This window comes from Embleya sp. NPDC056575 (assembly GCF_042793325.1).
In the GTDB taxonomy this organism is placed as follows: Bacteria; Actinomycetota; Actinomycetes; order Streptomycetales; family Streptomycetaceae; genus Embleya.
The window spans coordinates 48,608-61,705 of sequence record NZ_JBHTVA010000053.1; the positions used below are offsets into that span (position 1 = coordinate 48,608).

A 13,098-nucleotide genomic window follows, 5' to 3' on the forward strand; every position below is an offset into this window, starting at 1 on the left:
CGGACATCGTCGTTCCCGGCCGAGCGCCGAGCGCCGAGCGCCGAGCGCCCGACGCCGAGCACAGACCGCCGGCCGCCCGGCCGTGCTTTCGGGTCAGCCCGTGCAGCTCGCCTGGACCTGACCGGCCGCCAGGTGCGCACCCGCGGTGCCGCCCCAGTCGACGCCGCGCGTGACCAGCTTCACCGCGACCTTGCCGTTGGCCACCGGGAAGGTGCCCGCACTCACCCAACGGCCCTTGTTGTTGACCTGGTTGACCTGGAACTGGGCGTACCAGGCACCGGTCTTGTCGTCGTCGCGCGAGCGCAGCACGAAGTACTGCGCCGGGGTCCCGCCCACGTCACGGCCGTTGCCCGAGGGCACGTACACGCTCAACTGGCAGCGCTTGGAGGCGTTGCCGACGTCGAACCACCACAACACGCGCGCGCTCGCGTCGTCCTTGTTCTTGTCCCCCGACATCGGAACCGCGTCGAACTTCCCGTTGCAGCCGTCCTTGTTCCAGCCGCCGCTGCCCACGGTGTACCAGCCCTTGGAGCCGTCGCCGTAGCGGCCGACCTCGGCGAAACCGCTCGCGCCGTTGTTCGCGCAGCCATAGCCCGAGGTGCCCAGGAAGGTCTGCTTCGGGGCCAACGAATCGGGCTGTACCGGCGGCGGCGCCGGCTTGTTGCCGGATCCGCCCGGGCTGCCGCCACCGGGCGTGGGCGCCGTGCCGCCCCCGCCGCCGGGCGAACCCGTGGCCGGGTTGCGCGCGTCGGGCGTCGAACCGCCGCCGCCGAACGTGCCGGTCGAGCCGCCCGCCGCCGACCCGCCGCCACCCGACGCGCCCCCGCCGGGGGAGCCGCCGTTCGGGTACGGATAGCCCGGCGGGTACGCCGAACCGCCGCCGGGTGTGCCGGCGCCGGTCGGGCCGGGGTCGCCGGCCGCGTCGCCCGTGCTGCTCCCGGCGCTCGGACCGCTCTGCGGCGCCGCCCCGCCGCCGCTCGGCAGCACCTCCACGGGCTTGTCCTGCATGGGCGCGGCCTGCGCCACCGGCTTGCGCCGAGCGCCGTCGTCGCCGCCGAGGTCGATCGCGGAGACGACGGTCACCGCCGCCAGACCGGCCGCGGCCAGCACCGGCATGCCCAGGCTCACGGCCCAGACCCGGCGGCCGGGCCGCAGCGGTCGCATCGGCGTGCGCACCGAGCGGGCGAACGCGCGCTGGAAGTCCGCGTTCGGGTTGGGTGGTTCGGCCATGTTCAGCCTTTCGGAGTCGGTTCGGCCGCCCGGGCGGGATCGCCGGCGGCCGGAACGAGATCGGGGAGGTCGGGTGCGCGCAGGGAGACCAGATCCTCGGGGGTCACCTCGGCGATGGCGGAGACGCGTCGGGCATGCCGCTCGGTCATCTCCTGGAAGGCCTGTCGCGCGGAACGCCCGTTGCCGAACCGCCGGTCGCGCGGAACCGAGTCGAAGTAGGCCAACAGGCCCGCGCGTGCCGGTTCGTCGAGGGTGTACTCGTAGGCCGCGGCCTGGTGTTCGACGATGTGCACCAGATCCGCCGACGCGTAGTCCTCGAACACCACGGTGCGGTTGAACCGCGAGTCCAGACCCGGGTTGGAGTCGATGAAACGATGCATCTCGTCCGGGTAGCCGGCGACGATCACCACGATGTCGTCGCGGTGATCCTCCATCAGCTTGACCAGTGTCGCGATCGCCTCCTGCCCGAAGTCGCTGCCGCCCGCCGACGTCAACGAGTACGCCTCGTCGATGAACAACACGCCGCCCAGCGCCTTGCGGAAGATCGCCGTCGTGCGTGGTGCGGTGTGCCCGACGTACTCGCCGACCAGCGCACCGCGATCGGCCTCCACCAGGTGACCGCGCGAGAGCATGCCGAGCGCGGCCAGGATCCGCCCGTACAAACGTGCCACGGTGGTCTTGCCGGTACCCGGATTGCCGGCGAACACCAGGTGTCGACTCAGCGGCGGCGGGGTCAGCCCCGCCTCCTCGCGGCGGCGGACCAGCTGCATCAACTGCACCAGGGTGGCCACATCGTGCTTTACCCGGGCCAACCCGACCAATTCGTGCAACTCGGCGAGCAGTGTGTCCAGATCCGCCGGTGCCCGGTCCGTGTCGTCCGCCGCGCCGGAGCCCTCGGCGAGGCCGTTCGGGCCCGCCGGCAGCGCTGTGCCCCGGCCGGACACCAGGACCTCGGCGACCCCGTGGGCCACGCAGTCCGTGAACACCGCCGAGGTCTGCTCCGGATCCTCGATGGTCGCGTCGCCCGGGCAGTCCCGGAACGTGCACGCGCGCAGCACGGGCACCGCGCCGGCGGCCACGTAGACCGCCGGATAGGCCGAGCCGCCCAGCACACAGTCGGTGAACTCGCCGCCGGCGCCGCCCTTGAGGTACACCCCGTTCTTGCCCGCGCCGGTCAGCGCGCCGGCCCGGACCACGGGCGCCGCGTCCGTCCACACCACCATCGCCGAACCCGCACTGTCCGTGACCGCGCAGTCCTCCAGGACGGGCACCGCGCGTTCGTGCACGACCACCCCGGCGGTGCCGGCGCGGGCGACCCGCACCCGGCGCAGCGTCGGCCGGGCGTGCGGTCCCACCTCGATCCCGGCCCGCCCGGTGGCGGCGAACGTGGCGTCCTCGACCTCCGCGTCGGTCCCCTCGTCCACGCGCAGCCCGATCCCGCAGCGGTGCGCCGCGCACGCGTGCAGCCGGGCGGTGCCGGTGCCGCCGAGGTGGATCCCGGTCATCTCGGCGGCGCGCACCAGCAGGCCGGTCGCGGTCACGCCCGCCGCGCCCGCCACGCACAGGCCGTGTTCGGGGGTCGGGCCGAGCACGACGGCGGCCAGTTCGCCGTGCGCGTGCTCGTCCAGGTGTACGGCGGTGAACGCGGTGTCGGCGATCACGACGCCGTCCAGGCCGACCCGGGCCGACCCGCGGGCGAAGACGCCGTTGGCGCCGGTGGCCCGGATCAGGCCGCCGACCAGGTCGAGGCGGGACTCCTCGTCGGCGACCGCGCCGCTGAGCGCGGCACCGACGATCTGGCAGTCCAGCACGTTCGCCGAGGCCTGCCCGATCGCGGCCACCCCGGAGGCCCCGGCGCGGTCGACCGCACTGCCCCGCATGGTCAACTTCGCGACGCAGCGCACCAGTACGGCGTCCTCGCCGCTGTCGGTGCAGCGGCAGGCGTCCAACCCGGCCGTCGCCTCGTTCTCCACCAGCACGGCGTTGTGCGTGCAGCGTACGAACGCGCAACCGCGCACCTGCACGCTCGCGGTGTCCCGCACGTTCAGGCCGACGCCGGCCTCGGTGACCACCGAATCGGCGAGGGTCACCGTGGCCGACCCGGTCAGGAGCACACCCGCGCCGTCCACCGCACAGATCCGACACCCCGTCATGGACAGGCGCGCGTCGTCGGCCACCGACACCCCGGCCACCCCGGCGGCCGATATTCGGCAGTCGTTCAGCCGGACCCGGGCGGTGTCGGCGATCTCCACCCGGCCGCCCAGGACGCGGCAGTCGTCGAAGGCGACCTCGGCGCCGCCGGTGACCCGCACGGCCGGCGCGGCCGCGTCGGCGGCGATCAGGACCACCCCCTCGACCCGGACGCCGACCCCGCCGCGGACGGTCAGCGCGACGTCGTGATCACCCGTCAGGCGCACGCTGCCGGGCCCCTGTTCGGCGACCAGGACCACGCCGCGATCGAGCACGACGTGCTCGCGATACTCGCCGGGGGCGACCAGGACCCGGGCGCCGTCGGGCGCGGCGCCGATCAGTTCCGCGATGGTGCGACCGGTGGTGACGGGTCGACCACCACGCTGGGGGCGGTCGCCGCGGGGGCCGCGATTGCCGCGGTTGCCGAACACACTCACGGCTTTTGTCCGTTCTCGGGCGTGGGCGGGTAGAGATACTTCTCGTTCAGCCCGAGCGCCTTCTGGAAGAGCTTGTTGAGCTGGGCGTCGATCAACTTCTCACCGAACTTGATACCGAGGTCCAGGATCCCGGACTTGCGCCAGAACCGCCCCGCCGCATAGGCGTCGTAGGCGAACTTGAACGCCCCCGGCCCGAACGCCGAACCGGCCAGCGAGCCGAGCGCCGCGACCCCGCCGAACTTCAGCGCGTCCAGGCCGTAGTGCTTGACGCCGTTCTTGTCGCCGAACACCGCGGCGTTGATCGACCCGTTGACGAACGCGACGATCGGGTTGACCGCAAGTCCCAGGCTGTACTTGTACATCCCCGAGCGCCAGCGCAACGCGGTGTCGAAGTTGGACCAGTCGGTCTTCCAGTTGTCGCCGAAGTAGGGGTTCGTGTTGAAGGGCTTGCCGAAGTCGTTGGCGGTGAGCCCGTCCTTGAACTGCTTGGGGGAGAACGACCCGGGCTTCAGCTTGAGTTCGTGGAAGCGGGCCATCAGACCGGCGAACGACGCGGAGACCGCCGAGTTGAGGAAGATCTTCCCCCAGTCGGCACCGGAGATGCTCCCGTCGTTGATCCACTCCGTGATCATGCCGGCCAGCACGGAGAAGCCGAAGTCCTGCATGAACTCCATGCCGACCTTGGTCCACACCTTCTGCTCGAAGGTCCACTCCGCCGAGCCGGTGACCCGGTCGTACGCACCCCAGTGCCGCCGGTTGGTGTCCGCCAGGGCCCGGTTGTAGCCGCGGAAGTCGTTCAGCGCGCCGGGATGGTCCACCCCGCGCCCGACCAGTTTGAACCGCGAGTCGACGCCCTTCGCCAGGGCCTTGTCGGGGTGCAGCTTGGACTCGATCCGATTGACCAGGCTCGGGTCCGGGGCCTGCGTCTTCTCGAAGATCCGGGTGGACAGGCCCTGGTGGACCACGAGGTTGCCGTCGCCGTCGTAGATGCGCTGCTGGAGGTAGGCGATGTCCTTCTCCAGGTAGCCGACCGGCTGCCCACCGTGCGTGATCGGCTCGTACGAGCGGATCCTGGTGCCGTTGCGCACGTCGTCCCAGTGCCGCGGATCGGCCCTGCCGTCGGTGACGTGATACTCGCGGATCGCGTCGCCGCGGCCCTCGCGCAGGGTGTGCACGTTGCCGGCGGCGTCGGTGAACTCGTCGTGCCACCCCTTCGCGCCGGCGTCCACGTGCCGCACGTCGCCGACGCCGGGGGCCGCCTCGACGGCGCCGTCGCGGCCCCTGACCGTGGTCCGGTGGTTGCCGGCGCCGTCTCGCTCGATGATCGCGGTACGGCCGTCGGCCAGCGACTTGCGCTCGTAGACCAGTACGTCCCGCCCGTCGATCCGGGCGAAGTCCTTGAACGCGTCGTCGAACCCCTCACCCCACATCTGCGCGCCGGCGCGATTGGTGGTGCGGGTGCCGGTGGTCGGCCCCTCGAAGGGCGGGTTGCCGGGGCCGGCCTGCTTGGTCCAGGTGAACTCGCCGTCCGGTCCCTTGCGCATGTGGGCCTCGAGGAAGCCGCCGGCGATCTCGTCCCGGCGTGCGACCAGTTGGCCGAAGCGGTTGCGATCCACCCAGGCGCCGGCGTCGCCCGCGGTGCCCGGATACTCGCGCACCGTGCCCTTGGCGTCGATGGTCTTGCGGACCTCGATCGTGCGGGCCTCGTCGGCGTAGTCGATCCAGCCCCGGTTGTCGTCGAAGACGCGCGGCCCGGTGCCGGTGCCGCCCACCTCCCGCCACGTACCGCCGCGCCCCGGGACGTCGGCGGTGAACTCGATCTTGCGCCCGTCGGCCAGGACCCGACTCTCCCGCACCAACTCGCGGTTCGCGGTGAAGTCCTGCCAGGTGCCGTCCAGACGCTGCACGCGCAGCGTGCGGGCGGTGGTCTGCCCGCCACTCTTCTCCGAGACGGTCCAGTACCGGTACAGCCGACTGTCGCCGGTGACCGGGTTGCCGGGGAAGTCCACGTGCCCGGGGAAGAACGGGGTGTTGAAACGTTGTTGCCAGATCCGCCGGACCTTCAGCTCGGTCTCGCCGAACTTGGCGAAGGTGGCCGCCTCCTCGTTCACGTAGTTGCGCTCGATGGAGTACTTGAACTGGTCCGCCGGTTGCGCGTTCGCGTCGAACGTGAACTGCCGGGTGCCGCGGGCCTTGTCGGGCGCGGAGAAGAACTTGTCGCCCTTCATGCTGCCGCGCACGGGCGCGAACCGCTCGAAGGCGACCAGAGGGCGGTCGGCGTCGGTGAGCCGGTGGAACCCGCCGTCGGGTAGCCGGACTTCGGTGACCCTGGCCCTGAAGCCCAGGTTCGGGTCCACCCGGTATTCCAGCCGTCCCTTCGCCTGAAGCGCGCCCTCGGCGTCCCACTTTTGCCACTGCCACTCCCGTAGGCCGCCCTTCTCGGCGACGAAGCGGCCCCCGTCGAGCTGCGGGAAGAGGTCCCGGACCTTGCCGCCGAACAGGTGACGGGCGTTGAGGTCGAAGACGCCGTCGATCACGTCGTACGCGGTGGTGTCCCAGCGCACGTATCGCCGGCCGGTGGCGATCGTGCGGCCCTCGGCGGTCTTGTCCACCCACCGCCACTTGCCGGCGTGGTCGCGCATCGCCTCGATCCAGTGGCCGTCGACGACCGACGGGTCGCGGGTGTACACGATGGTGCCGTTGCCGTCGGTGAGTGTGCGGATGCCCTTGTACTCGCCGTTCGGCCCGGCGGGCCACTGCTCGACGGTGCCCTTGCGGAAGGGCATGTGCTCCCAGCCGAGGTCGTGGCCGAGCGGGGCGTTCGGGGGGCGTACGTCCTGCCAGGTGCCGTTCGTGTGATCGATCCGCCGAACGACTCCCGGGATGGGGCCGTTCACCGGGTATTCGAGCAGCCGATGGTTCGCCAGGTCGGCGCTGTCCCACTTCTCCCAGGTGCCGCGGAGCCGATCGGTGACCCGGAAGTGGGCGGTCTCGCCGACCCGTTCCCCGACGTGCGTGACCTTCCCGCCGTGCACGGCGCCGTTTTGGTCGATCCGGAAGGAATCGTTCGCCCACACCTCGAAGTCGCGGTTGCCGGCCGTGGGCGCACCCTCGAAGACCTGGTATCGCCGATCGGTCAGCCGGCGAGCGTCCTTGAACACCTCGGGCGCCGCGCCGTCCACCCCCCGTGGTCCCCAGATCTGGAAGTGGTCGTCGCCGTCGTTGGTGACCCGGAAACGCTCCGTGGCCCGAATGCGGGTTCCGGTCCGGAGCGGGGCGTTGTCCGCGTCCCAGACCCGGAAGTCGTCCAACCGACCGTGTGCGGCCCCTTCGTACACCTGCCAGGTGCCGTCGCCCAGCGCGTACCCGTGCCGCGTGGCCGGCGGCCGGACACCGTTCGCGTCGGCCGGCCCATGGATCCGGAACCGCTCGGCGCTCCCGCGCGGCCCCTCGAACACCTGGAAACGATCCCCGCCGAGCGCGTACCCGTCCTCGCGCACCGGATGCACACCGGTGTCGGGGTCCCGGGGCCCCCAGGTCTGAAAGTGCTCGTTGCCGGTGTTCGTGACGTGGAAGTCGCCGGTGGCCGCGCGGTATCGGGCGTGTTTGAGGACGGTGCCGTTGGTATCGGACCAGATCTCGAAGCTCTGCCCGGGGGTGGAGTGGGGGCCGGCATAGACGTGATACGTGCCGTCGGGTTGGGCGCGGGCATCCCGAAGGAGGGAGTGGGCACCGGTGTCGGGGTCGCGGGGTCCCCAGGTCCGGAAGTGATTGTCGCCGACGTTGGTGACGTGGAAGTCGCCGCTGCCCGGCCGGAATTCGGCATACCCGAGCAGCGTGTCGTCGGCGGCGGAGCGGATCTCGAAGTTGCGTCCGGGGTCGGTCGGGGGCCCGTCGTAGACGTGATGCGTGCCGTTGCCCGGCACGTGCACGTCGCGCAGGACCCGGTGGGCGCCGTCCGCGCCGCGCGGTCCCAGGATCCGGAAATCGCCCGCAGGACGGTTCGCCGGGTTCTCGACCCGCCAGGTGCCGTCCGGCAGGCGGTGCGCCTCGCCCAGGACCGGATGGATGCCGGTGTCGGGGTCGCGGGGCCCCCAGATGCCGAAGTCGTCGCTGCTGCCGCGAGGGCCCTCGTGGACGTGGAACGTCCCGTCCGGTCCCGGATACCCGGTCCTGAGCACCTGCTCGTCCGCGTGCGCCCAGATCTCGAAGCCGTTGCGGTCGCCCGGCGCGCCATCGGTGACCCGGAAGGTCCCGTCGTCCAGAAGCCGCGCGTCGGCGAGCAGCGGGTGGACGCCGTCGGCGCCGCGAGGCCCCCAGATCCGGAAGTCGCCGTGAGCCGTGGTGACCGTGAAATTGGGTCCCCCGCCGCGAAGCTCGCCGGTGGCCAGGCGCGTGCCGCCGGTGTCCGCCCAGATCTCGAAAGGGCTGTCGGCCCGGAACTCCCCACGGAACACCTGGTAGGTGCCGTCGGGCAGGAGGTAGCCGTCGTGCAGCAGCGGCCGTGTCCCACCCGGGCCCATCGCACCCAGCACCTCGAAGTGGTCGACCGTGTCCCCGGCGCGGAACATGTGCACGACACGATCGTTGTGTCCGACCGTGCCGCCGCCCTGCGGCCACGAGTCGGGCACCCGTACCCGTGCGTCGAGAACGTGCTCCACCGGCGTCATCCCGCCGGGCAACCCGCGCAGCTTCGACATCGCCTCGGCGACCGCGGGGGCCGCGTGCACGGGATCCACGCCCCACGCCTTCAACGCCGTGGTGGCATCCTCCAGGGCCAGACGGGCGTTGGCCCGCTCCGCGGTGGCGACCATCAGTCGGGCCCGCACCGTTCCGGAACTGGTGTCGCCGGTGAGCAGTCGGGTCCGCAGCCCCTGCTCGGCGGTCGCGGCCCGGTCGAACGCCTGCTTGGCACGGGAGTAGTCGTGCCACGCCTCGAACCGCGAACCGGGCAGCCCCTGCGTGGACTTGCCGCCCGGACCCGGTCCGGTCGCCACGTCGTCCAGCGCCTTGGCGACGACTGTGCGCTGTTCCGCGCCGAAGTTCGCAAGCGCGTTCGGCGGCAGCGGTTCGCGGCCGAGCACGACGGGCGGCGGGAGCGGGGTGGTCGGTGTGGCCGGCGGCGGGGGAGTGTGGCCGACCGGCGGCGGGTCGGCCCGCATCGGGATCTTCTCGCCGACCAGCGCCGACACCGTGTCGATCGCCTGCCGTCCGCCCGCCAGGTCCGGCCGCAGGGCACCGGCGGACGTGCCGCCGGCCAGGTCGACCGGGGTGAAGCGGGCGGAGGCGGCGGGGAGTTGATCGCCGGTGCGGGACCCGCCGGCGAGCAGGTTGAGCGCGTTGTCCTGGTGCAGGGCGGACGCACCCGACCCGATCGGGGTGGCCGGCGGCACGGAAGGGGGCGGCGGCGGGGTCGAGCCGCCCTTGCCCGCACCCGGTGCGAGCAGGTCGAAGACGTCGACCTTGACCGTACCCGCACCCGCACCGACGCCGGCCCCCGCGTTCGGCGTGTGTACCGAACCCGCCGTCCGCACGGGGTTCGGCGCGTGCGGCGACGTCGGCGCGCCCGGCGCGTGTACCGCGTTCGGCAGGGTCGGCGCCGGCGCCGCGTTCGCCACCGTGGCCTTGTTCGTGAGCGCGTCGGTGTGCGTCGCCACGAACCGGTCCATGCCGGACGTGGTCAGCGTGGTGTCGCCGTGGGTCAGTCGGCGGATCTCCGGCAGCGGCGTCATCCGCACCTCCTCGCCGACACCGATCGCGCTCTTCGCGAACGACTGGGTGCTCTCCACCGCGCCGCCGAGCGTGTGCGGCGACAGGGCGCCCACGTCCAGGCCGTGCAGCGCGGACGTCCCGCCCACGGCCTGATTCAGCACGTCGTGCAGCGAGTTCCACTGGAGTTGCGGCGTGACGCCGTGCCCGATCGTGGTGCCGAGCGTGTGCAGGCCCTCGTGCCCGAGCAGGGTGTTGCCGAAGCTGTACACGCCGAGCCCGTGGTGCGCGGTGTACAGCCCGCTCGCGGCCGGCACGAACACGGCGGTGTCGAACGAGCTGCCGAGCCTGGGCATGTCGTGCAGCCCGAAGCCGGTGAACGAGGACAGGTCCCGGCCCGCGCCGAGCCCCGGCGGCATCGGCAATGTGTCCAGGCCGTGTCCGCCGATCTTGCCCGCGGTCCCGGCCGCGGCCGGCGGCACGGCCAGCCCGGCTCGGATGAAGTCCTTCTGGCTGCCCAGGACTCCGCGCTCCCAGAAGCCGATCTTCAGCGCCCGCGCCAGCCCCAGCTTGGCGATCTCGTCGCCGGCCACCGGCAGCAGGATGCCGAGCGAACCCCAGCCCTTGAGTTCGGCGAAGCCCTTCTTGCCCACCGCCCATGCGGTCTTGCCCACCCACACGATCGCCTTGAACGGCAACACCAGCAGCTTGCCGACCAGCACCCCGCCCTTGAACGCGAGCGCGCCGGTGAGCAGACCCGCGTACGCGAGCGCGAACCGCCAGCCGGACAGGTTGAATCCCTTGAGGCCGGTGCTCAGCAGTGACAGCAGGTTGCCGGCGCCCTTGAACAGGTTGACCGCGCCCTTGCCCAAACCCACCAGGAGGTTCTTCAGGCCGCTGAGCAGCGCCGGCAGCAGGGCCTTGGTGGAGGGGAACAGCACGCCCAGGATGTTCAGGAACAGTTCGAGCCCGGTGGCCTTGCCGTTGGCGAAGTCCGCGATGGTCTTGCCCAGTACGACCAGGTTGGCGCCGAAGGCCAGCAGCCCCAGCGGTCCGCCGAAGAGCACGCCGAGCACGGTCAGCACGATGGTGAAGATCTTGAAGAAGTCCCAGAACTCCTCGGCCACCGTCTTCGGGCTGGTCTTGAGCGCGGTCGCGGGAGCCAGTGCCTTGCGGGCCTTCTCCACCGCCTCCAGATACATCGTCCTGGCCGTGGCCATGGTCGACTTCGCCGCCGCCAGGCCAGGGTCGCCCTCGGGCAGCGGGGCCGCCGCGTTCAGCGCCTCCTGACCCTTTTGCTGGGCCGCGAGCAGGTCCGTCCCGTAGGTGGACAGCGCGGTGCTCGCGATCTGGGTGGCCTGGGCCAGCCTGTCCACGAACAGCTTCAACTGGTCCTTGACGTGGCTCCGCAACTCGGTGGCGGCCTCGCCCATCAGCGGCGCGTTCGCGTCGTCCTGGACCAGCCCGGCGAGTTTGAGCGAGGCGTCGGATGCCTTCTTGGCCAACGCGGCCAGATACAGCGAGGCGTCCCGGATCGAGTCGGGATCACCCGGCGTCTGATCGACCGTGTACCCCAGCTTTTTCAACGTCGTGGTATCGACATTGCGTGGCATGGGCCCCCCGGGCGGAAGTTCGATCGCGTCGGATGTCGATGCTCTCGTGACGGCGGTGCAGCGCATCGGCGATATCGGGACGGGTCGCTGCGGCTCTTTATTCTCCGGCAATCTTGGCCGATGATGAGACGCGGCGCCAGTGTTCGGGCGCGGTGCGGGACCGAACCCGACGCCGATCTGTCGAATGGAGTTCGCTTTGCCCGATATTTCCCTCGATTACACCGAGCTTCGCAAAATGGCGAGCGCGCTGACGCTGCTCGCCAATACGTTCAAGGAGGACGCGGCGAAGTTCCGTACCTATGGCAGCCAGGTGCCCGGCCAATACGGTACTATCCCGGCCGCGGACATCGGCGGCGTGGCCGCCCCACTCGGTTCCTTCTATACCGCGTGGTCCGCACCCATGGGCAAGGCGGTCGACGGATTGGGCGCGCTGTCGAAACTCCTCGGTTATGTCGCGGACGGCGCGGAAGCGTGGGACGACGGCGTCGCGGCACAATTCGCGGCAACGCCGGGACGTAATCCGCTGGACCGCTGGATCCAGCAGAAGAAAGCCTGGGACGAATGGCTCAAGACGCACCCGGACGGAAAGCCCAAGGAGGGTGAGACGGCGCCGGAGAAACCGAGCGACCAACCACCCCTGCACTACACGAACACCGACAAGAACGGCGTCACCACCGACGTCACGGTCAAGGTCGACGGCAACTACAACGTCACCGAGCAGACGGTGACCATCACCGACCACGGAACCACCTACACCGAGCACACCACCTACGGTGACAACGGTGCCTACAACACCGTCACCACAGGTCGGGACGGCTCGGTGAGCACCGAGAAGGTCGAGGTGGACGGGGCCGGCCGGGGCACCAGGACGATCACCGACAAAGACGGCACCACGGTCTATACCAACCCGAACATCAAGGACCCCGAGTCCCCGTGGACCAAGGTCGTCAAAGAGCCCCCGTACCGACCGCCGATCGGTGGCGGCGGCCGGGACCGGAGGTAGCCCGACACACGTCCGCACCCATCCGCACCCATCCGCACACGTCCGCACCGGTTCGCGCGGCATTTTCGAAACATCATCACGGCGCAGTGAGGATTTCTCCATGGCGAGCGATTTCAAGATTACCTACGACCAGGTGCACACCGCCCAGCTGGAAATGAAGAAGGTGTCCGACGCGGCGGTCCTGGAGATTCGCCGACTCCAGGGAAAGGTGGACGCACTGCTGAAGCCCGGCTCCGGCTTGTGGCTCAAGCTCAGCAGCGACGAACTGAACACCAAATACAAGACGCTGAGCGCGGACCTGGAAAAGGCGATCCTCAACATCATCACCTTCTCCCAGCAATTCGACAAGATTGTCGAGGCGGCGCAGAAGCTCGACTCGTCGATGAAAGCGGCGCTGCAGAAGTCCGGCTGACCGAATCCACCACCCCCGCTCCCGCACCACGAAAAGGATGGACATGGCCACTCCCACCGGCACGGATGTCGATGTCAATATCGCCGAGGTCGAACACGTCGCCACCGACATGGTGACCAGTGCGAAGAGCACACAGGACGCATTGCAGAGTCTGCGGGGCGTCGTGACGGCATTGCTGAACCCCGACGGTGGCCTTTATCTGCGGAAGACGAGTCCGCAGATGACCCAGTCCTATGACGAGTTGACCACTTCGCTCGACAAGGCAATGGTTTCGATCAAGCAGTTCAGCGACACCTTCCAGGTCGTGGTGAGCAACTTGCGCAGCCTCGACGGCGAGGACGTCAAGCCGCCGCCCGCGCACACCACCTGACCCGGCCCGGGCGGGGCCCCTTGTTGGTACACCCGGGACAACCCCCCCCCAAGACCCCGGCCCCCCCCCAGAAAAGGCCGGGGGGCGGAGTGTTTTATCAGGAACACCCAACCGCGAAAGGTAAAAAAAACGGG

The 13,098-nt window shown here is 70.6% G+C and carries 6 protein-coding genes; 3 read left to right on the forward strand and 3 right to left on the reverse strand.

What is annotated here, in order from left to right; genetic code table 11:
• Nucleotides 1–93: 93 nt before the first annotated feature.
• From ACFRCG_RS33915 to ACFRCG_RS33925, 3 genes are read right to left on the reverse strand one after another with little or no spacing between them, the layout of a single operon-like run.
• Nucleotides 94–1,230, reverse strand: a complete 1,137-nt coding sequence (locus tag ACFRCG_RS33915; RefSeq protein ID WP_380038615.1) for a hypothetical protein — start codon at nt 1,228–1,230, stop codon at nt 94–96.
• A gap of 2 nt (nt 1,231–1,232) precedes the next feature.
• Nucleotides 1,233–3,857, reverse strand: a complete 2,625-nt coding sequence (locus ACFRCG_RS33920; RefSeq protein WP_380038618.1) for a right-handed parallel beta-helix repeat-containing protein — start codon at nt 3,855–3,857, stop codon at nt 1,233–1,235.
• The gene (locus ACFRCG_RS33925) at nt 3,854–11,152 is read right to left on the reverse strand and encodes a hypothetical protein (protein ID WP_380038620.1); all 7,299 of its coding nucleotides are present in this window, start codon (nt 11,150–11,152) and stop codon (nt 3,854–3,856) included. The genes ACFRCG_RS33920 and ACFRCG_RS33925 overlap by 4 nt, the downstream gene beginning before the upstream one ends.
• A 262-nt stretch (nt 11,153–11,414) precedes the next feature.
• Here ACFRCG_RS33925 and ACFRCG_RS33930 point away from each other — a divergent pair, with 262 nt between their 5' ends.
• From ACFRCG_RS33930 to ACFRCG_RS33940, 3 genes are all read left to right on the forward strand, one after another.
• A complete protein-coding gene (locus ACFRCG_RS33930) occupies nt 11,415–12,182 on the forward strand; it encodes a hypothetical protein (protein WP_380038622.1) in 768 nt (255 codons plus the stop codon).
• Between the two features lie 100 nt (nt 12,183–12,282).
• A complete protein-coding gene (locus ACFRCG_RS33935) occupies nt 12,283–12,594 on the forward strand; it encodes a hypothetical protein (protein ID WP_078974492.1) in 312 nt (103 codons plus the stop codon).
• Nucleotides 12,595–12,637: 43 nt separating this feature from the next.
• Entirely contained in the window at nt 12,638–12,964 is a 327-nt protein-coding gene (locus tag ACFRCG_RS33940) for a hypothetical protein (protein ID WP_380038624.1), read from the forward strand.
• The last annotated feature ends 134 nt before the right edge of the window (nt 12,965–13,098 follow it).